Source organism: Rhodococcus sp. 5A-K4 (assembly GCF_046097995.1).
Taxonomy (GTDB): Bacteria; Actinomycetota; Actinomycetes; order Mycobacteriales; family Mycobacteriaceae; genus Rhodococcus_F; species Rhodococcus_F erythropolis.
Map to the genome: position 1 here is coordinate 227,551 of NZ_JBJURM010000002.1, position 19,505 is coordinate 247,055.

The window sequence follows — 19,505 nt, forward strand, 5'->3', positions numbered from 1 at the left end:
ATCGGGGGAGGCTGGATTCAGCCGAGGTCGCCACCGGCAACGGGAAGGACCGTTCCGGTGACATACGAAGCCTCTTCGGAGGCAAGGAAAGTGATGGCGGCAGCCTGTTCGTCCAGGGTGCCGTAACGCTTGAGCAGCGACGAGTCGACGGTCTGGTCGACGATCTGCTGGTACCAGGCCTTCTCCTCGTCGGTCTCGGCGCCCGGCCCGCGTGCCACGACGCGTGGTGGCGCCTCGGTTCCGCCGGGAGCAGTTGCCACGACGCGTATTCCGTACTGCGCGACTTCCATCGCCAGTGCAGCGGTGATCGCGCTGACCCCGCCCTTGGCCGCCGCGTACGGAACACGGTTGACACCGCGGGTGGCGACCGAGGAGACGTTGACGATGGTGCCGCTCGCCTGCTCGATCAGATGGGGCAGTACGGCACGGCACGTCCAGAGTGTGGGGAACAGTGATCGTGTGACCTCGGCTTGTATCTGCTGCGGCGTGTAGTGCTCGTAGGGTTTGGCCCAGATGGTCCCACCGACGTTGTTGACCAGGACGTCGATTCGTCCGAAGCGCTCCAATGCGGAATCTATTGCATTCTGGGCACCTTCGAACGTCTCGAGGTCCGCGGTCACCGAATGGGAACGTTCCAGCGGTGTCGCGATGTCGTGAACCAGTTCAGCTCGATCCACAAGCGCGACGGAACCGCCTTCTGCGGAAACTCTTTCGGCAACGCTGCGCCCGATCCCCTGAGCCGCTCCGGTGACGACCACGACCCGGTCGTCGAACCGGCCGGCGAAGAATCTCGTGCTCACGACGCCACACTTTCCCGAGCGTCAGTGATGGCGCGGTGCATCGTCGACTTGGCGTGTTCGCTGTGCCGGACGATCAGATCACGGGCCGTGGCGCGATCATTCTGCTCGAATGCACGCACGATTCGTGAGTGATCCTCCGCGACATGTTCGTCCACCCAATCGGCGGTGCGGAGCACTCGGTTCATCAGTTGTGTGACCTCGAGACGGTGGTATGCCTGCAGCAGCACTTCGTTTCCGGTGCAGCGGAAGAGGAAGTCGTGGAACAGGGCATTGGTTTCGGTGAATGCCGCTGCGTCCGTGAAATGATCGCGGTCGATGGAAGTGGCCGAGTTCTCCGCCAGAATGCGGTACTCCGTCAACTGCGCCGGAGTGAGGCGGCCGATGGTGAGTTCCATTGCTCCGAGTTCGAGCGCCATCCGAGCGTCGAACTGTGCGTCCGACTCCGTGACCGGCAGGTGTTCTTCACCGATCTCGTACGTGCCGTCTGTAGATTCTTCGGCCGAGGTGGCCGGTGAATCAGCCGGTGCTGCCGCGTTGTTGAACTTTTCGAAGTAGAAGTTGGTGGGTGTGATCGAGACGTCATTGAAGTGCAGACGTACGGCTTCGACCATCGGCGGCGGGCCGCACAGGTACACGTCTACGTTGCCGTCGTCGAGGTGATCGGGCTCGATCAAACCCGTGACATAGCCCTTGTTCGGTGCTGTGCTGTCGGGATCGGATACGCAGTAGTCGAAGGTGAACTGGGGTAGAGACTCCGCGTAGTCATGCAGTTTGTCGAGCTCGACGAGATCGGTGTCGGAGCTGACGCCGTAGACCAGATGAACTGGTCGAGTGGAGCTTTCGGCACGCATCGTCCCCAGTATGGAGAGCAGCGGGGCCAAGCCGGTTCCGCCGCCAAGCAGTAGGGCTCTCCGTTGACCTGACCGGAGGAAGAAGCTACCCATCGGTCCGGTCAATTCGAGAGTGTCACCTACCTGCGCACGTTGACTGAGATACTCGGACATCAGACCACCCGGGGTGATCTTGACCAGGAACGACGCCGACTCGACCTCAGGGCCGGAGCTGAACGAGTACGACCGCGTCGCTTCGGTTCCGGGAACGAGGATGTTCACGTACTGACCGGGGAGGAAGACCAGATCTGCGCGGTTGTCGACTGCGACGGTGAAACCCACCGTGGAATCCGAATGGCGAATGATCTCGGTGATCGTGGACGTGTACGAACCGGCAGCGGTCTTGGCGACCGCCGACGTGGTGGGAATCTGCAACACGAGATCAGATTCCGGCACCATCTGGCACGGAAGGCAGTATCCCTGCTCGGCCTCGTCATCCGTCAGGGCCTCCTCGATGTAGTCGCCGGCGTCGAAAGTGCCTGACTCACAGAGTGATTTGCAGGTGCCGCAAGCTCCGTCGCGGCAGTCGAGCGGAATGTTGATTCGTGCGCGGTACGACGCGTCCGCGACGGTCTCGTCGGTGTTGCATTCGACGAAGCGGGTGATGCCGTCTTCGAAACTCAGGGCTACTTGAAAGGTCGGCGCGGCTTGAATGCTCATGGAAACAGCTCGATTCGAAGGGAAGTCGTGTCAGAAGTGGTAGATGTCGACCACGTGATGGATGTAGTCGTTCTTGAGGACTACCTTCTTCTTCATGATCAACGGCTGCTCGCCCGAGAAGTCGATCGTGTAGTGCGAGGTGCCGAAGTAGGTGTCGACCGTGTTGTAGCGAAAGTACAGCGTGAACCAATTGAAGCGGACGTCGACGACGAAGCCGCGTTCTTCGATCACTTCCACGTTGGTGATGTTGTGACCGGTGCGGGGCTCGGGAAGGCTTGTCGCGCTGGAACGGTCAGTCCTGATTCGGAACACGCGATCCTCGATACCGCCGCGATTCGGGTAGTAGATCAGGGAGATCTCTGCGGCCGGGTCCGTGGTCAGCTCGCCGTCGTCCGCCCATGCGGGCATCCAGTACTCGGAATCGGGGTGGTAGCACTCGATCCACTTCTCGAACTCGCGATCGTCCAGATAGCGAGACTCACGGTAGAGAAACTGCTGCACTGTTTCGAGGGCGACGGCATTGGTGGTGGTGACAGTCATGGTGATCGTCCTCAGATGGTCCGGTTGGAAGCGGCTTGCTCGGCATCTACGGCCGCAAGCATGGCGTCGCGCCAGTACCCGTGCTGAATGGGATACAAGCCTTCGTCCTCGGTCTTGGCTCCGCTCGAGAGCACACGATTCATGCCGAGATCCTTCGCGACGTCGTTCGGACCGGGAATCTGGTGTGTGACACCACGGCTGAGGTCGTTCCACGGGGCTCCGGCTGCCTGGTAGGTCTTCTGGCAGGAACGGAACTCTTCGAGATCGTCCGGGGTGGCCATACCGCTGGCATTGAAGAAGTCCTCGTACTGACGGATGCGGTTGCTGCGCGCTTCGGCGCTCTCTCCCTTGGGAGCGATGCAGTAGATGGTGACTTCGGTCTGGTCCACGGAGATCGGACGGAAGTGCCGGATCTGGCTGCTGAACTGATCCATGAGGTAGACGTTCGGGTACAGGCAGAGGTTCCTCGACGCACCGACCATGAATTCGGCCTTCTTGGAACCGAACTGAGCTTCCAGCTCCGCCTTGCGTTCGAACAGGGGACGGTCCTCGGGATTGCCCCACCACATCCAGAGCAGGAGGTGGCCGTAGTCGTAGGAGAAGTATCCACCGCCCTGCTTCCCCCAGGTGCCGGCATCCATGGCTTTGGTCTCGTTCGACGATTCACCGGCGGTGCGGCGAGCGGTGGTAGCGGCGTAGTTCCAATGCGTCGAAGACACGTGGTAGCCGTCGGCACCGTTCTCGGTCTGCAGCTTCCAGTTGCCGTCGTAGGTGTAGGTGGAAGCACCGCGCAGAACTTCGAGTCCGTCAGGTGACTGATCGACGATCATGTCTATGACCTTCGTGGTGTCACCGAGGTGCTCTTCGAGCGGCAGCACGTCGGGGTTGAGGCTACCGAAGAGGAAGCCGCGATAGTTCTCGAACCGCGCCACCCTGGTCAGGTCGTGTGAGCCGTCCTTGTTGAACTGCTCCGGATAGCCGCCGGTGCGAGCGTCCTTGGCCTTGAGGAGTTTTCCGCTGTTGTTGAAGGTCCAGCCGTGGAACGGGCAGGTGAAGGTGGTTCGGTTGTCGGTCTTACGGCGACAGAGCATCGCACCGCGGTGGCTGCATGCGTTGATCAGCGCACCCAATTCGCCGTCCTTGTTGCGGGTGATCACGATGGGTTGACGGCCCATGTAGGTGGTGAAGTAGTCGCCGACGTTCGGGATCTGGCTCTCGTGCGCGAGGTAGATCCAATTGCCCTCGAAGATGTGCGTCATCTCGAGTTCGAACAGTTGCTCGTCCGTGAAGACGCTGCGCCGCACCTGGTAGCGGCCGGTCTCCGGGTCCTCGACGAGCGCGTCGTCGAGGACAGCGCGGATGTTCGCGAACTGGTCGGTGCCGCGGGCAGCATCCAACATATCCGTCATGGGTGTCCTCCAGATAAGAGTGGGCGCCTACCGAGAAAGCCGAGGGCTGTCGGACCAAATCGGTGGGACCCGCTTTCCGGACGGGGCTGCGTCCGGTACTGAATTCACCTTGACATCGTGTGTCTCGGGTCACACTAGGCAATTGCCTAGTCCTGACCAAGGGTGCAGTGTTCGTCGAATTCTGCTAGATGGGCCATGCCTGCTGAAGACGACGACAAGGGCGGACTCGACAGCGCGAGTCCGCCCCACCTGCCGAGGGGGTTACCGGTTCTTGAAGAACGAGACGTCGTCGTTGCCGATGAGGTCAGGGACCGTCCAGCCGTCGAGGTCGTATTCACTCAGGCACTGCTCGGCCAGTCCCTTCATGGAACTTGCGTGTCCACGATTCTGGGCTGCGAACAGCAGTTCCGCTTTGACGTTCTCGTGATTGCCGGAGTAGTTGCGCTCGTAGAGCTCGTGGCGCCCGCCGAACTCGGTGCCGATCGAATCCCACAGAGCCTTCATGACTTTCACCCGGTCGACGGCGGTGATGCCGTCCGAACCACGAACGTACTTGTCGAGGTACGGGCGTACTTCCGGGCTCTTGAAGTCGAGTGAACTCGAAGGCAGGTAGATCAGGCCTGACGCCACGTCCTGTTCGATGATCTCCTTGATCCGCGGGTACCCCTGGATCATGAACATTCGATAGGTGAGGCCGTACTCGAGCTTCGGGATCACCGAATCGCCGACCCACTGTTCGGGATCGCGTGCCATCGATTCGGTCAACGACCAGAAGAGGTTTCGCCACCCGATCACCTCGCCGACACGGGTCTGAACTCCGCGGAAGCCGCCGGCGCCGGTGGCTTCGAGTGCTTTCATCAACAGTCCGGCGATGAAGTCGAGCTTGACGGCCAGGCGAGTGCAGCCCTGAAAGGTGAAGCGCGGCAGGAAACCCGATTGAGGGAAGAATGCGTTGATCCGGTCGACGTCGCCGTACATGAAGACGTTCTCCCATGGAACCAACACCTTGTCGAAGACGAAGATGGTGTCGTTCTCGTCCATGCGGCTCGACAGCGGGTAATCGAACGGACTGCCCATCACCGCAGCATGTTCGGTGTACGAGGTGCGGCAGATCAGCTTCACACCCGGAGCGTCCATCGGTACCGTGCAGATCAAGGCGAACTGCTTCTTCTTGATCGGCAGACCGTAGTGAGCGATGAAGTTGTAGTTCGTGATCGCCGATCCGGTGGCGACCACCTTGGCGCCGCTGACGATCAAACCGGCGTCGGTTTCCTTCTCCACCTTCATGAAGACGTCGCCGACTTCGTCCGGTGGAAGTTGGCGATCCACCGGGGGATTGATGATCGCGTGGTTCCAGTACAGAACCTTCTCCTGCGATTCGCGGTACCAGCGCTCGGCGTTGTCCTGGAACGGTGCGTACAACTCCTTGTTGGCGTGGAGGGTTCCCAGGAAACTTGCCTTGTAGTCGGGGGAGCGGCCCATCCAGCCGTAGGTCATACGTGCCCACGTCGCGATGGCGTCGCGTTCCTTGAGTAGATCAGCCGACGACGTCGGAGTGCGGAAGAATGGCATGGTGACACCGCCGTTGCCCGTGTCCGTCGGAACGGTCAAGGCGTCCACGTGCTCGCCCGTGTGCAGAGCGTCGTACAGCCTTGCGGTCATGCGGATCGGATTCCGGAACGCGGGGTGCGTCGTGACGTCCTTCACGCGATCACCGTGAAGCCAGATCTCGCGACCGTCCTGCAGGCTCGAGATGTACTCGTCGCCCGTCATCGGCCGGGTGGCGAAGTTCTTCGTGCGGTTGGCTTCGCTGTCGGCGGCCGGATTGACCTGTGGCGCTCCGGAATCTGCGGGGTCGACGCCGGTGGGAGGAATTTCGGTGGTCGTCATGGCAAAGCCTTTCAGATCGTTTGGGGTGCGGGCTGAAGATGAATCGGGGTGAAGGAAGTGGTGGCGTCGAACCATCCGCTGTGGGGGTCGTCCTGACTGCCGTTCCAGACTGTGGTCGACGAGGTGGCGCCTAGGTCGTGAAAAGTGCTTCGGTAGAACAGAAGCGGATCCTTGCCACTCGACTGCGCATCGACGATCTCACCGATGAAGATGATGTGGTCACCACCGTCGTACTCCTTCCACGGGACGCACGAGATAGTTGCTGCGGCGCCGTCGAGCAGGGGAGCGGTCGGTCCGTCGATCCACTTCGGTTCGGTGCGCTGCGGTCGGCCGGCAAAATGCATGGCCGTGTCCACTTGGTCGGCGGCAAGGATGTTGACGGCAAACGGCGCGTTGCCGAGGTAGCCGCACGCCTTGGACTTTCGCGTCATCGTGATCTGGCACAGGCGTGGTTCCAGCGAGATTGCCGTGAATGCGGTGACGGTGGCTCCGTGTGGCTGACCGTCGGCGTTGGTGCAGGTGATGACGGTGACGCCGCTGGCGAATTGGCCGAAGATGCCTCGAAGCTGATTTTGTTCCATGACCGGACCTCCTTGTCGGATGGCTGGTGAGTGAGGGTGCCGCGAAGTGCGGGAGGCGGAGGTGCTGGACGACTCGCGCCGGGAGTGAAGACGAACGTACGGCGAGCGCGGCGTTCGGTCGATCCGTACAGCGCGGTGTCTATCCGGATTGCGCACCCGATCGAAGTCTGTATCCGTTTCCTCTTGGAAGTGACCGGGGACACAGTGTTCAATGATGTTCAGCGCTCATGCTCGGCAATGTGGCTGGTCACGGGTTTGGAAGGTGAAGAAGGGCGATGGTCGACTCCATGATCGGTACAGCTCCCCGCGACTGGGACGAGGCGTGTGATGCGGTTTCGGACGCCTATTTTCCGCACACGCTCACGCCGTTGTCACGGCACGCGGCCAGCGGAGTCGGGGTGTGCACCGCCGAGTTGGGACCGCTGAGGATCGCTCATATTCGATGGGGAGCAGACGTCGCGGTCGAATCCGAGCATCCCGGTGCCTACGGGGTGAACATCCCGCTCTCGGGCGAGCTCGAGTCGGTGTTCGCGGGCTCGCACGTGCTCTCGACGGAGGGCGTTGCGACGGTGTGTCCGCCCGACATCACCACAAGAATCACGCGGTGGAGCGCGGACTGCGAAATTGTCGGAGTCCGGATGGACCGTCAGTACCTCGACCGCGAGATGGAGAAGGTACTTGGCCGGCCCGGAATGCACTTGCCTGATCAGGTGGATCTTCGGGGAGACGACGGAGCCAGATGGCTGAAATTTGTTCGCTCACTGTCGGATCAGATACTCGGCCCGGTCGGCGTGCTGCACAACGAACTGGTGGCAGCTCAGCTCTCCGGTGCCGTGGTCACGGCATTCGTCCTCGCTGCAATGCCCGAAAGTGAGGACGCGGTGCGACATGCCAGGCCACGCATCGTCAAGCGGGTGCTCGACGAGATGCACGACGACCCGGCCCGCGTGTGGACCGCAGCAGAGATGGCCGAGGTGGCGGGCGTCAGCGTACGGAGATTGCAGGAGGGATTTCGGCAGTACGTGGGCCGGAGTCCGTCGGAATGCCTGCTCGACATCCGCCTCGGGCGGGTCCACGCAGATCTGGTGGATGCCGACGACTCGACGACGGTCACCGATGTCGCTGTGAGATGGGGTTTTACGCACACCGGACGATTCGCGTCGTCTTTTCGGCGTAAGTACGGTGTGTTGCCTTCCGAAGTATTGAGAAGTTAGCTCCGGTACCCCATGTCCGCGCTGAGCTGATTCGCCTTCTCGACAAGGAAAGGCGCGACGTCGGTGCGGAAAGCTTCCGGGGTTGTCCTGCCTGCCGAGGTCGAACACGCTGCCACGCCGACGACGCTTCCGCCGGCGTCGCGGACGGGGGCGGCGAGGGAAATCAGGCCGTCTTCCAGTTCCTCGGACGTGAGTGCATAACCCTGCTCGCGCACCACTCGAAGTGCGGTGTGGAATGCGCCTTCGTCGGTGATCGTGGTGGGTGTGAGGGCGTCGAACGTGGAGTTCGCGATGACTTTGTCGACGATTTCGGTTGGCGCCCAAGCTAGCAGGGCGCGGCCCATGGAGGTCGCATATGCAGGCACTCTGGTACCGACGCTGACGTTGATGCTCATGATCCGGCGTACGGGTACACGCGCGGCGTAGACCACGTCGACGCCGTCGAGCACGCCCAGTGACGCCGACTCGTGAGTGTGTTCTGCGATCTCCAGCAGGCGGGGGAGCGCCGCCTCGGTCAGGGCATGCGATGCCGAGAAGTGCTGGCCGATGCTCAGGACGCGCGGGGTGAGCGACCACCGACTGTTGTTGCCGGTGACGTATCCGAGTTTCTGCAGGGTGAGGAGGATACGTCGGACCGCGGGGCGGGAGAGCCCCGTTTCGGCGGCAAGATCTGCGAGCGACGGGTTGGGGTTCTTCTCGTCGAAGGCCATCAGCACAGCAAATCCACGCTCGATGCTCTGGATGTAATCGCGATCGTTCTCGCTCACGGAATGACCTCTCATCTGCGGGTATGCCTGATCAGTGCCCTCGAAGGTTGACAAACCTTGTGACTGGGCGCACAGTACAAGCGTACGCAGAGCGTAACAGATGTACGCAGAGCGTACAACCAGACTTGGGAAGCCGACTCAGCCCAGCAGTACGGCACCCACCCGGTAACAGCCACATACGGCCCCGAGGAGGACCACATGACAACTTCCGAGAGCCCCACCGCAGTAGGTTCGGGCACGGCCGCCACCGACAAGTTCCTCCAGGAACGAGTCAGCGCGGACACCCCGCCCGAGCGCGTCTCGGCCATCGCCAAGGACGTGCTCGAGGCACTTGCCGGCGTCATCGACAAGCACGGCATCACCTACCCCGAGTACCGCGTCCTCAAGCAGTGGCTCATCGACATCGGCCAGTTCGGCGAGTGGCCCCTGTGGCTGGACGTCTTCCTCGAGCACAACGTCGAGGAGGTTGCGTACCGCGGCCAGCATGGCACCAAGGGAAGCATCGAGGGCCCCTACTACGTCGCCGACGCCAAGACGTTGCCATCCAAGTGTGAACTTCCGATGCGTGACAACGAGGTTGGATCGAAGCTGGTCTTCGAGGGCCAGGTTCGCGATCTCGACGGCAACGGGTTGGATGGGGCCACCGTCGAACTCTGGCACGCGGACGACGAGGGCTACTACTCCCATTTCGCGCCGCACATCCCCGACGGGAACCTCCGCGGAACGATCGTGACCGACGGAGCGGGACGGTTCGAGATCACCACGATTCAGCCTGCGCCGTACCAGATCCCGACCGACGGACCCACCGGTTGGTTCATCGAGAAGGCCGGCTGGCACCCGTGGCGTCCGGCTCACCTGCACCTAATGGTGAAGGCACCCGGTAAGCGCACGATCACTACGCAGCTCTATTTCAAGGACGGTGAGTGGATCGAGAACGACGTGGCAACTGCCACGAAGCCCGAACTGATTCTCGATCCGAAGCCGGGTGCCGATGGAATCAACCGGGTCACGTACGACTTCGTGCTCGATCCGGCCTGATCCACAACTGCTCTGAAGAAAGTGATTTGATGACAGACCTGTCGATCGTCTCCATCGAGACGACCATCCTCGACGTTCCGCTGGTTCGCCCCCACAAGTTCGCCACCACGTCGATGACGGCGCAGCCGTTGTTGCTGGTCGCGATTCGCACATCCGACGGTGTTATCGGATATGGCGAAGGTGTCGTTCCGGGCGGTCCGTGGTGGGGCGGCGAATCGGTGGAGACGATGCAGGTCATCATCGAGAAGTACATCGCGCCGGTGGTGGTCGGCAGGCGCGTGGATCAGATCACCGCGATCATGGCCGACATCGAAAAAGTTGTTGCCAATGCACGATTCGCGAAGGCCGCCGTCGACGTGGCGTTGCACGACGCCTGGGCACGTAGCCTGGGAGTCCCCGTGCACACGCTCCTCGGCGGGGCTTTCCGCGAGAGTGTCGACGTCACGTGGGCACTGGGTGCTGCGCCGGCGGACGAGATCATCGAAGAAGCTCACGAAAAGCTCGAATCCCGGCTCAATTTCAACTTCAAACTGAAAATGGGAGCACTCGACCCGGCGGTCGACGTCGCGCGCATCGTCAGCATCGCGCAGGCGCTCGACGGCCACGCCGGCGTCCGCGTCGACGTCAACGCGCGGTGGGATCGCTTCACGGCGCTGCGGCACCTGCCACAACTCGCAGACGGTGGAGTCGAACTGATCGAACAGCCCACTCCGGCAGACCAAATCGAGGTCCTCGCTGAACTCAGTAGGCTACTGCCGATTCCGATCATGGCCGACGAGAGTGTGCAGACCCCACATGACGCTCTGGAAATCGCCCGCCGGAGCGCCGCCGATGTCATCGCCCTCAAGACCACCAAGTGTGGTGGCCTCCAGCGCAGCCGCGACATCGTCGCGATTGCCAAGGCCGCCGGTATCGCGTGCCACGGTGCGACGTCCATCGAAGGTCCGATCGGCACAGCGGCTTCGTTGCACTTCGCGTGCGCCGAGCCCGGAATCAACTTCGGAACAGAGCTTTTCGGCCCACTGCTCTTCAGCGAAGAGTTGCTTCAGGAACCCCTGAAGTATTCCGAGGGTCAGCTGCACCTTCCCGCCGGGCCTGGCCTGGGAGTCGAACTGAACATGGACGCCGTCAAAACCTGGACCAGGAACTAGAGGATAAAACCATGGCACTCTTTCACGTTCGGATGGACGTCGATATTCCGCGCGACCTGGATCCGGCAGTTCGTGCCGATACCGTCGCAACGGAGAAGGCGTACTCGCAAGACCTTCAGCGACAGGGAAAGTGGGTGCATCTGTGGCGAATTGTGGGACAGTTCAGCAACATCAGCATCTTCGACGTCGAGTCGGCTGACGAACTCCATGAGATTCTCTGGAACCTCCCGCTGTTCCCGTACATGACCATCGAGGTCATGCCGTTGACGCAGCACGGATCTTCGATCAAGTAGAGCCTGCGCGGGCGGGCGGGTCAGCGTATTCCGTCGCGGCGCAATGCGACGGACACTGCGGCAGAGCGGGTGTCGACGCCGAGCTTGGCGTAGATGTGCCCGAGGTGTGTTTTCACCGTCGCTTCGCTGATGAAGAGTGCCTTACCCAGCTCGCGGTTGGTCATCCCCTCGGCGAGCAGGCTGAGCAGTTCGGACTCACGGGCGGTGAGCGCTTCCTGCGGGCGCTGCATCTGCTGGACAAGACGAGAGGCCACAGTGGGAGAGAGAACGCTGCGCCCGGCTACCGCGCCGCGCACTGCGCCGAAGATCTCGTCGGGCGTTGAGTCCTTGAGTAGGTAACCGATGGCACCGGCGTCGACGGCCCGCACGACGTCGGCGTCGGTGTCATACGTCGTGAAAACCAGTACGGGAACATCGACACCGTCGCTTCGCAAGCGTTTGATCGCTTCTGCACCGTGCATGCCGGTGCCCATGTCCAGATCCATCATCACCAGATCCGGTGAGGCCGACGGTATCGCCGTGGCCGCCCCCTCACCGGACGATGCTTCGCCGACTACTTCGACGTCCGGCTGAGTGTTCAGCAGCGCTCTCAGCCCGGCTCGCACGACCAGATGATCGTCGACGAGGAACACGCGAATGGTGGTGGTCACCGGATCCTCCGTTCGAGAGGGAACTGGGCCGCGACGACGGTGCCGTCTCCCGGTGCACTTTCCACGGTGAACGATCCGCCGAGCTGTGCGATGCGACTTCGCATCGCACGTAGGCCGTATCCACCGTACCGAGAATGGTCGGCGAGCTTTCCCGGATCGAAGCCGACGCCGTCGTCGAAGATGTCCACGGAGACGGAGTCGTCGAGATACGTGATCGTCACGCCCGCCGTTTCGGCGCGAGCGTGGCGGGCGATGTTGGAGGACGCGCTCGAGACCACTCGCACGATGGCATGAGCTACGTCCGAGGGCAAGATGACGGCTTCACCGACGGTGCGGATCCGAACGGTCGGGACGAACTGGCGGGCGGCGGCCACGACCAAGGCGTCGAAGTCGCCCGTACCGCCCTTGGCCGGTGCCAGATCGTGGACGAGGTCGCGACTCTGCATCAAGCTCGTTCGGATGTTCTCTGCTGCGGCATCGACATCGGCTCGAGACGGCGAACCCGTTGTATTCCAAGTTTGTTCGGCTGCCTCGAGTCGTAGAAGAGCGCTCGCCAGTCCCTGAGTAACGGTGTCGTGGATTTCGCGCGCGAGGCGCTCTCGCTCAGCGGCAACGCCGGCAGCACGTTCGGTATCTGCCAATGCAGATTGCGCTTCTGCTACCTGACGTAGAAGCCGAAGGCGTTCTCGGGCATCTCGTTCCATCTGCCCGTACGCTGCCGCGACCAGTGCCGCGGTGCACAGAGGTCCGAGCAGTGTCACCAATTCGGCACGACCGGTGACTCGGTAGAACGCGATTCCGGCGAGGACGCCCAGGATCCCGACGAGGGGGTAGGCGATCTTGCTCGGGTACAGACGAATACAGAGGAAGAGAACGGGGAACGCACACCACGCGAAACTCGGCGCAAGCCAGACCAGCGCTGCCCAGGTGCTCAGTACCGGCCACATCCACAGTCGTTGGCGAACCACATCTCGCGAAGACACCGTAGCCATCACGGCGTAGAGCAAGGCGAGGACCACGGCCAGGACGAGTACCACCCCGAACCGACCGCTGGTCCCGTGGACTGTGACGTACCGGACTCCTGACGTGGACAGCAGTACGAAGAACGACGCGTGGATCGCATATGCCAACGGGCCGCGCAGGCCGAGTTCGGCGTCGGCGTTCATGGCTCCGTTACTCATCCCTCGAATATTACGGAGGGTGCCAGGCCGTCGTATCAACCATTCGGATGATATCTGCACAACCAGACGGGGCACGGTTCGTCACCCGAGCGCCCGATGTGCGCACCCGCATTCGGACGCGACGCTGTAGTGGACGGTTTCGAACCATTCGACTGAAAGTGTGCCCGACATGAACCACCGCATTTACACACGACTTCCCCGTACGCTCGCTGTCGCCGTTCCGGTTGTCGCAATCCTTGCCAGCGCCGCGTGCTCGACCACCGACACACCGGTGGCGAACGCATCGAGCACGACGTCGATTTCTGCCACGCAGCAGCCTGCTGCGACCGGCGATTCGGCGATTGTCACTCAGAATCGACTCAGCGCCGACGCAGCAGTGAAGGCTGCTGGTGCGGCCCTGGCAAAATGCCGGGCGGACGGGCTCGGATTTGTCACCGTCTCCGTCGTCGACCGTGCGGGAAATGTCATCGCCATGGTGCGCGGCGACAACGCAGCCCAGCACACGGTGGAGGCCTCACGTGAGAAGGCGTACACCTCTGCAGCTTTCGGAGCCGACACCAGTGACCTCTCGCAGCGTACCAAAGGCGAGGGATCGACCATCGCCGACCTCCCCGGCACTCTCTTCCTTGCAGGTGGAGTCACTGTGAAGGCTGGATCCGCGTCGATCGCCGGCATCGGTGTCGGTGGTGCACCGGACGGAATGCAGGACCAAGCGTGTGCTGCAGCAGGTCGTGATGCGATCGCTTCGTCACTCGGCTGAGTGAGCGCATTCAGCGTGCTTCGTGAATTGTGCTTTTCGCCACCTGGATTCGCTCGGCACGACAGTTGTCCGATTGTTGCGATGACCTCGACTTTGTAACACCGGAGCCCCCGGAAATGGACAAACACGTCGACAGTGGAACCGACGATGCACTTACCGAAGCGAGTTTCTTGATGCGCAGTTTCGGGGAAAGACACAACCTTGCAGAGAATCAGATTCAGGTTGCCCGAACGCAATACACGGCGGGCGCGGGTGCTCGTAGCGGCGTTGTTGTCGATCTTCCTCCTCGGCGGCATGTTCGGTCCGACCGCCGCGAGCGCTACTCCGGCGCACACGGCGCCATGGGGTGGTTACGACGAGTTGTGGGTCCCGTCTTCGATGGGAAACATCAAGGTTCAGGTGCAGTGGGCCGCGCGGGGCGGCAACGCCGCGTTGTACCTACTTGACGGTCTTCGCGCGCAAAACGACAGGAATGCTTGGAGTTTCGAAACCAACGCACTCGATCAGTACCGCAACGACAACATCACGTTGGTGATGCCGGTCGGCGGTGAGTCGAGTTTCTACACGGACTGGTACGCGCCGTCCAATTTCAATGCTCAGCCCATAACGTACAGGTGGGAAACGTTTCTCACACGCGAGCTTCCGGACTTCCTTGCAGGGTATGGTGTTTCGCCAACCAACAATGCGATCATCGGGTTGTCGATGGGCGGCAGTGCCGCGTTGAACCTGGCGGGGCATCATCGGGATCAGTTCAAGTTCGCGGGCTCGCTGTCCGGCTACATCAATATCTCGGGCCCGGGTATGCGTGAGGCGATCCGCGTAGCCATGTTCGACGCCGGCCGGTACAACGTCGATTCGATGTGGGGCCCGCCGTGGTCATCCGGGTGGCTTCGCAACGACCCGTTCGTCAACGCGGAATCGCTTCGCGGACTGTCGATGTACATTTCGTCGTCCAACGGCATCCCGGGACCGTACGATCATCCGTCTGCGCCGATCGATTACTTCCACACGGCGACGGGTATGGGGCTGGAGGCGCTCTCGTGGGTGCATGCGCGTGCATTCGAGATTCGTCTGAAATCCATGGGAATCCCAGCGACGTACAGCTTTCCGCCCGCCGGGATTCACTCCTGGCCGTATTGGTCTGCTGAATTGTGGATGGCCAGAGGACAAATTCTCGACACCATGAACGCCTGGTGACGCAGATGTGAGGATCTCTCCGGACTGGCGTATGCGTCAAGTCCGGAGAGAACTCGCTCAGAAGGTGATGATTCCGCGCAGGTTGCGACCGGCATGCATGTCGGCGAAACCGTCGTTGATCTGGTCGAGGCTGTACCGGTTGGTGATGAGTCCGTCGAGTTCGAGCTTGCCGCTGGTATAGAGATCGATCATCCAGGGAATGTCGGCAGTGGGATTGGATGCGCCGAACAAGGATCCTTGAATTCTCTTCTGGTACAAGGTGAGTTCCATCAGGCTCACGGGAATGCCGATGTCCGTCATCTTCCCGAGACCGGTGACGACGCAAGTTCCTGCCTTGCGGATTGACGAGAACGCCTGCGCGACATGTTCTCCGGTGGTGACGCCGACGGTGACGATGGCGGAATCCGCGCCCTGGCCGTTGGTGAACGAGCGCGCGATGTCCGTGGCTTCCTCCATGGTGGCCACGGCATGGGTCGCCCCCAATTTCAATGCACTGTCGCGCTTGAACGCAACCGGGTCCACCGCGATCACGTGGGCGGCGCCGGCATGCGAGGCGCCCTGTACCGCGTTGATTCCGATTCCGCCGACTCCCATGACGATGACGGTCTGCCCGGGGTACACCTGAGCGGAGTTGACCGCGGCGCCCCAACCGGTTCCGACGCCGCAGCCGAGCAGACACAAAGCGTCGAGCGGCAGGTGCTTGTCGACTTTCACGGCCGAGAGAGTGCTGACCGTGGTGTATTCACTGAAGGTGGACAGGCCGCAGGTTTGTGCGACTGGCTGACCGTCGAAAGACATTCTGTAACTGGAGGTTTCGCCGGGCCTGCTGCCGGTCATGATGGCAGCACCGTTGTCGCAGAGGTTCTGGATTCCGCTTGCGCACCAACGGCAGCGGCCGCAGGCGGCGAGGAACGAGAACACGACATGATCGCCCTCGGACCATCCTTCGGTGTTCGACCCGACCTCGACGACGATTCCGGCGCCTTCGTGTCCACCGCAGATGGGATAGCGGCCGACTCCGTGGTCGCCGCTGGCGATGTGATCGTCCGAGTGGCACAGGCCGGAGGCGACCATCTTGACAGTGAGTTCGCCGCTGCGGGGTGAATCGAGTTCGAGGTCGACCACCTCGTATGTGCCTGGTGCTTGGCGAATGACGGCTCCACGAGTGCGCAAGTTGTCTCCTGAGGTGAGAGTTGTTCTTCGGCTACCTCAGTTGTCTACTCGAGAGTTCAGGACGGGCTCGAGGCCCATCTCACTGATCGGACGTTTCGTATTTTTCGGATTCGTCCGGGGTTCGTCCCAAGATGGCGAGTTGCAGTTCGGTGAGCAGTCGCGTGTCCGGCTCGTCCAACGAAATGCCCATGATCTGTTCAGCGCGCCGAATGCGGTAGCGCAGCGTGTTCGGATGTACTTTCAGAGACGAGGCGGCCTTCTTCACATCCCCGAAAGCTGTCAGGTAGGCCGTGAGCGTGAACTGCATGTCAGAGGTGTTCTTGTCGTCGTAGGAGACGAGTCTGTCGATACGAGGGTCTCGCAATCGCTCGTGATCGGCAACGAGGTCGAGTATCTCGCCCAGCAACACCGCGGTGCGTGACGCCGCGAGTGTGGTGACCTTCGAGGTTTCGTGATCATCGGTGGTATCGAGCACGCGGTCCACCTCTCGACGCGCTTCGGGTACGCCGTGCAACCGCGCGATCGGGACCGCGACTGCGGCGCGCACGCTGATGCCCGCACGGTCCTCGACTACTCGCACGGTGTCGTAAGCCCAGTCGCTGACAGCGACCTCGTGGTCGGCCTGAGGGAACAATACGTAGATCCGGTTGTCGATGATCGTCGTGACCGCGTCGCTGCGGAATGCGCTGGCGCGCAGGCGCAAGGCGTTGGTGATTCGATCGAGATTCGATCCGGGCGAGAGTGATGTCGCAAATCCGACGACCGCAGACGGTCCGTCGGTGTTGATGCCGAAAGAACCGGCCAGCGAGTGCATGTCGACCCCACCGGAGCGAACGCCGAACAGCCTTTGCACTTGGGCATTCTCGCGGCTGGAGGCGTCCAAGGTACGCATGAGAATGCGTGCGGCGACCGCCGCTGCACCCCGCAATACCGCTTGGGCGTCGTGGGAAAGAGGTTCAGAGGCGCGCTGCACCCAGATGCTGCCGAGATTGTGTTGGTGTGCAACAGAGCCCGTCGGCGCTGACAGGTCCGGGCGGGTGATGCTCACAGCCAGCCTCTGCGCGGCTCCGATGCTCGGCTCGGAGGGCAGACTGATGACCTCGTCCGATCGCCTGAGATGCTCGAACACGCCTCTGCTCTCTATCCATTCGGTGTATTCGATCGGCCACTCCCGGCCGAGTATGGAGAGCTGACGGAGTTCGTCTTCGCCTTCGTGAGCAGAGGAATATGCGATGACGTGGAGTGCCGTGTCGTCGATCGTCACGAGTCCGCCAGTCAATTCGGCGATCGTTTCCGAGAGCGCGAACAGATCCGAATCACCACCGGCCACAACTCCTGCGACGGCCCGCGAACGGTACATGCTCTGTGTCAGAAGCCGTAGTACGAGCGAATAGACGTGCCCGGAACTAGCCTGCGGATGTACCGCGGCCACTGCGATCCCGATGTTACGTGCGGCGGTGAGAACCGTCGTCGCCTCGCGCGCATTCTTGACGAGCAGAAGCTTCGGGCGACGCCTCGCCTGCCTGCCTTCGAACTTTCGCAGCCACTGCGTCAACGTCGATTCGGGCACCCCTACGGGGAGGTAGATGTCGGAGATCGCACCACGGCTGTCGGTGCCGTCGATATCGGAGGACTCGACGAGGGCGATCGAACGGATTTCGACATCGAGTCCTTCCGGGCTTTCCAGAAGTTCGATCACGGACTTGTCCGTGGAATGCATGAGGGCGCCGAGGGTGGTGCCGACACTCGGCCCGTTATTCCTCGGACCTGTCGACGCTTGCGGGAGGGCTACAGAAAGTGGCTGCACATTTGCTCCTCGGCCGGTGGGTCATTACAGGCTAACCCCGACAGACGAAATGCAGAATAAGGAAATAGGGGACAAATTTATTCGTCAGGCATGGTGATGCCGAGTTCCTGCACCTTTTCGGCGACTGCCTCTGGAAAAACGTTCTTGAACAGATAAAGGTCTTGTCCGATCACCCAACCAGGTGCCAACGCCGTCGCATATCGCTCGAAGTATCCGAGTTGTTTACCGAAAAGAACCAATTCCTCGGGACTCGCAACACCCCACTGCTTGCCCAACTGAATCAGTGCCATGATCAATTCACTGAGCTTGAGTTCACCGAGGTCACGGCCGAGAATCGGGGCCAGGGCCGTTGCGACCTGCATGCCGAGCTGATCGTCGTCGACTTCGTAGTCGGTTGCATATCCCAAGGATCGAATTCCGCGGGCGACACGGGCGAAATCACCGTCGATGAGGGTGGCTCGGAACATGTCGGAAAGGATGGATCTCCATGTCTCGGGAAGGACGCCGACGATGCCGAAGTCGAGCATCGCTATCCGGCCGTCGTCGAGGACCCACAAATTTCCCGCATGGACATCTCCGTGGAACGGACCGTGAACGATGACTGATTCGAGCCAGACCTTCACTCCGCGCCGGATCAGCATGCGGGCTTCGTCGATGCCGTCCGGACCGGCGACGAACCGATCCAGTGGAACGCCGCGCATGCGTTCCATACAGATGACGCGGGGACCACAGTAGTCCCAGTACACCTCCGGTGTCGTGACTCCTTTGTTGTCACCGAATGCGCTGATGTTGTTCCGGAATGTGGTCTGCCGGTCGGCCTCGACCGCGCTGTTCAACTCCGTCATCGTTGCGTTGTGCAGATCGCGAATGATGGCGGTGGCATTGGCAATTCGAAGGAACTCGACAAACTTCTCGAGGATGTTCGCGCCCCAGTACGCCGCCCTCAGGTCGATCAGCATCCGCGCATAGATGTCCGGACGCTGGATCTTGATGACGGCCTCGCGGCCATCGTGCAGAACGCACGCGTGTACCTGCGCTACCGACGCGGCCGCGAGAGGTACGTCGTCGAATTTCGCGAACAGGTCGTCTACGGAGTATCCGAGGTCTTCGTGCACGACGCTTCTGGCCTGCTCGGCAGGAAATGACGGAACGTCGTCGAGGCAACGTAGGCATGCATTGGCGACGGGGCCGGGGAACAGGCCGGACGACGACGCGACCAGTTGACCGAGCTTGACGAAGGTGGGACCCAGCGCGATGAAGCCGTCGACCATCCCGTCGGAGGCAGCGTCAGCCCACGTGCGTCCACGCTTGCGGAAAGGCCACACGATCAGTGCCAGCATGATCGACGTCGACAACACGACGGCGATGATCGCGGAACGCCACAACTGGGCGAGGCCGAAGCGTTCGAGGTCCGGCATGTGGACTTCGAGGGCAGTGGCGGGCACTCCTGACGAGTACGGCCCGACAGGTCGCGTTGGATCCAGCACAGCTCTCCCTCGTTCTA

18 protein-coding genes are annotated in these 19,505 nt (G+C 61.6%); 6 read left to right on the plus strand and 12 right to left on the minus strand.

Annotated elements, in window-relative coordinates:
- Positions 1-17: 17 nt before the first annotated feature.
- The 6 genes from ACKAMS_RS03415 to ACKAMS_RS03440 all read right to left on the minus strand — a co-directional run bounded on the left by ACKAMS_RS03415 (position 18) and on the right by ACKAMS_RS03440 (position 6,770).
- On the minus strand, positions 18-800 hold the full coding sequence (locus ACKAMS_RS03415) for a 1,6-dihydroxycyclohexa-2,4-diene-1-carboxylate dehydrogenase (RefSeq protein ID WP_050656063.1): 783 nt from the start codon (positions 798-800) through the stop codon (positions 18-20).
- Positions 797-2,350, minus strand: coding sequence for a benzoate 1,2-dioxygenase electron transfer component BenC (gene benC, locus ACKAMS_RS03420; RefSeq protein WP_408988602.1), 1,554 nt, complete (start codon positions 2,348-2,350; stop codon positions 797-799). Before benC ends, ACKAMS_RS03415 begins: the two co-directional genes overlap by 4 nt.
- Positions 2,351-2,380: 30 nt before the next feature.
- A complete protein-coding gene (gene benB, locus ACKAMS_RS03425; protein WP_080909839.1) occupies positions 2,381-2,890 on the minus strand; it encodes a benzoate 1,2-dioxygenase small subunit in 510 nt (169 codons plus the stop codon).
- 11 nt (positions 2,891-2,901) lie between these two features.
- The gene (benA, locus tag ACKAMS_RS03430; RefSeq protein WP_003940124.1) at positions 2,902-4,299 is read right to left on the minus strand and encodes a benzoate 1,2-dioxygenase large subunit; all 1,398 of its coding nucleotides are present in this window, start codon (positions 4,297-4,299) and stop codon (positions 2,902-2,904) included.
- Between the two features lie 261 nt (positions 4,300-4,560).
- Entirely contained in the window at positions 4,561-6,189 is a 1,629-nt protein-coding gene (locus ACKAMS_RS03435) for a 4-hydroxyphenylacetate 3-hydroxylase family protein (RefSeq protein WP_020909387.1), read from the minus strand.
- An 11-nt stretch (positions 6,190-6,200) separates the two neighbouring features.
- Complete coding sequence (locus ACKAMS_RS03440; protein ID WP_019745631.1) at positions 6,201-6,770, minus strand: flavin reductase family protein; 570 nt, start codon at positions 6,768-6,770, stop codon at positions 6,201-6,203.
- Between the two features lie 275 nt (positions 6,771-7,045).
- On the opposite strand from ACKAMS_RS03440, the gene ACKAMS_RS03445 reads away from it, so the two are divergent.
- Complete coding sequence (locus ACKAMS_RS03445; RefSeq protein WP_020909386.1) at positions 7,046-7,984, plus strand: AraC family transcriptional regulator; 939 nt, start codon at positions 7,046-7,048, stop codon at positions 7,982-7,984.
- Here ACKAMS_RS03445 and ACKAMS_RS03450 read toward each other — a convergent pair.
- On the minus strand, positions 7,981-8,751 hold the full coding sequence (locus tag ACKAMS_RS03450) for an IclR family transcriptional regulator (protein ID WP_020909385.1): 771 nt from the start codon (positions 8,749-8,751) through the stop codon (positions 7,981-7,983). The genes ACKAMS_RS03445 and ACKAMS_RS03450 overlap by 4 nt on opposite strands.
- Before the next feature lie 198 nt (positions 8,752-8,949).
- On the opposite strand from ACKAMS_RS03450, the gene catA reads away from it, so the two are divergent.
- The 3 genes from catA to catC are packed head-to-tail and all read left to right on the plus strand — an operon-like array spanning position 8,950 to position 11,233.
- On the plus strand, positions 8,950-9,789 hold the full coding sequence (gene catA, locus ACKAMS_RS03455) for a catechol 1,2-dioxygenase (protein ID WP_019745628.1): 840 nt from the start codon (positions 8,950-8,952) through the stop codon (positions 9,787-9,789).
- Between the two features lie 29 nt (positions 9,790-9,818).
- Positions 9,819-10,940, plus strand: coding sequence for a muconate/chloromuconate family cycloisomerase (locus tag ACKAMS_RS03460; RefSeq protein ID WP_408988603.1), 1,122 nt, complete (start codon positions 9,819-9,821; stop codon positions 10,938-10,940).
- An 11-nt stretch (positions 10,941-10,951) separates the two neighbouring features.
- Complete coding sequence (gene catC, locus ACKAMS_RS03465) at positions 10,952-11,233, plus strand: muconolactone Delta-isomerase (RefSeq protein WP_021331788.1); 282 nt, start codon at positions 10,952-10,954, stop codon at positions 11,231-11,233.
- Between the two features lie 20 nt (positions 11,234-11,253).
- Here catC and ACKAMS_RS03470 read toward each other — a convergent pair whose 3' ends face one another.
- Both ACKAMS_RS03470 and ACKAMS_RS03475 read right to left on the minus strand, forming a co-directional pair.
- Positions 11,254-11,883, minus strand: a complete 630-nt coding sequence (locus ACKAMS_RS03470) for a response regulator transcription factor (RefSeq protein WP_019745626.1) — start codon at positions 11,881-11,883, stop codon at positions 11,254-11,256.
- Entirely contained in the window at positions 11,880-13,049 is a 1,170-nt protein-coding gene (locus ACKAMS_RS03475) for a sensor histidine kinase (protein WP_020971031.1), read from the minus strand. The genes ACKAMS_RS03470 and ACKAMS_RS03475 overlap by 4 nt, the downstream gene beginning before the upstream one ends.
- 184 nt (positions 13,050-13,233) lie before the next feature.
- On the opposite strand from ACKAMS_RS03475, the gene ACKAMS_RS03480 reads away from it, so the two are divergent.
- Positions 13,234-13,824, plus strand: a complete 591-nt coding sequence (locus tag ACKAMS_RS03480) for a heme-binding protein (RefSeq protein ID WP_042953101.1) — start codon at positions 13,234-13,236, stop codon at positions 13,822-13,824.
- Positions 13,825-14,025: 201 nt separating this feature from the next.
- Positions 14,026-15,021, plus strand: coding sequence for an alpha/beta hydrolase family protein (locus ACKAMS_RS03485; protein WP_020971029.1), 996 nt, complete (start codon positions 14,026-14,028; stop codon positions 15,019-15,021).
- Positions 15,022-15,078: 57 nt separating this feature from the next.
- On the opposite strand, the gene ACKAMS_RS03490 is transcribed toward ACKAMS_RS03485, so the two are convergent.
- From ACKAMS_RS03490 to ACKAMS_RS03500, 3 genes are all read right to left on the minus strand, one after another.
- The gene (locus ACKAMS_RS03490) at positions 15,079-16,194 is read right to left on the minus strand and encodes an NDMA-dependent alcohol dehydrogenase (RefSeq protein WP_408988604.1); all 1,116 of its coding nucleotides are present in this window, start codon (positions 16,192-16,194) and stop codon (positions 15,079-15,081) included.
- A 79-nt stretch (positions 16,195-16,273) separates the two neighbouring features.
- Positions 16,274-18,001, minus strand: a complete 1,728-nt coding sequence (locus ACKAMS_RS03495; RefSeq protein WP_408988605.1) for a PucR family transcriptional regulator — start codon at positions 17,999-18,001, stop codon at positions 16,274-16,276.
- A 77-nt stretch (positions 18,002-18,078) separates the two neighbouring features.
- A complete protein-coding gene (locus tag ACKAMS_RS03500) occupies positions 18,079-19,488 on the minus strand; it encodes an ABC1 kinase family protein (RefSeq protein ID WP_408988606.1) in 1,410 nt (469 codons plus the stop codon).
- Between the last annotated feature and the right edge of the window lie 17 nt (positions 19,489-19,505).

What these genes read in the sequence shown, in the direction of transcription:
- benC (WP_408988602.1), bottom strand. Translation starts at nt 2,350, where the DNA reads ATGAGCATTCAAGCCGCGCCGACCTTTCAAGTAGCCCTGAGTTTCGAA.
- benB (WP_080909839.1), bottom strand. Translation starts at nt 2,890, where the DNA reads ATGACTGTCACCACCACCAATGCCGTCGCCCTCGAAACAGTGCAGCAG.
- benA (WP_003940124.1), bottom strand. Translation starts at nt 4,299, where the DNA reads ATGACGGATATGTTGGATGCTGCCCGCGGCACCGACCAGTTCGCGAAC.
- ACKAMS_RS03435 (WP_020909387.1), bottom strand. Translation starts at nt 6,189, where the DNA reads ATGACGACCACCGAAATTCCTCCCACCGGCGTCGACCCCGCAGATTCC.
- ACKAMS_RS03440 (WP_019745631.1), bottom strand. Translation starts at nt 6,770, where the DNA reads ATGGAACAAAATCAGCTTCGAGGCATCTTCGGCCAATTCGCCAGCGGC.
- ACKAMS_RS03445 (WP_020909386.1), top strand. Translation starts at nt 7,046, where the DNA reads ATGGTCGACTCCATGATCGGTACAGCTCCCCGCGACTGGGACGAGGCG.
- catA (WP_019745628.1), top strand. Translation starts at nt 8,950, where the DNA reads ATGACAACTTCCGAGAGCCCCACCGCAGTAGGTTCGGGCACGGCCGCC.
- ACKAMS_RS03460 (WP_408988603.1), top strand. Translation starts at nt 9,819, where the DNA reads ATGACAGACCTGTCGATCGTCTCCATCGAGACGACCATCCTCGACGTT.
- catC (WP_021331788.1), top strand. Translation starts at nt 10,952, where the DNA reads ATGGCACTCTTTCACGTTCGGATGGACGTCGATATTCCGCGCGACCTG.
- ACKAMS_RS03475 (WP_020971031.1), bottom strand. Translation starts at nt 13,049, where the DNA reads ATGAACGCCGACGCCGAACTCGGCCTGCGCGGCCCGTTGGCATATGCG.
- ACKAMS_RS03480 (WP_042953101.1), top strand. Translation starts at nt 13,234, where the DNA reads ATGAACCACCGCATTTACACACGACTTCCCCGTACGCTCGCTGTCGCC.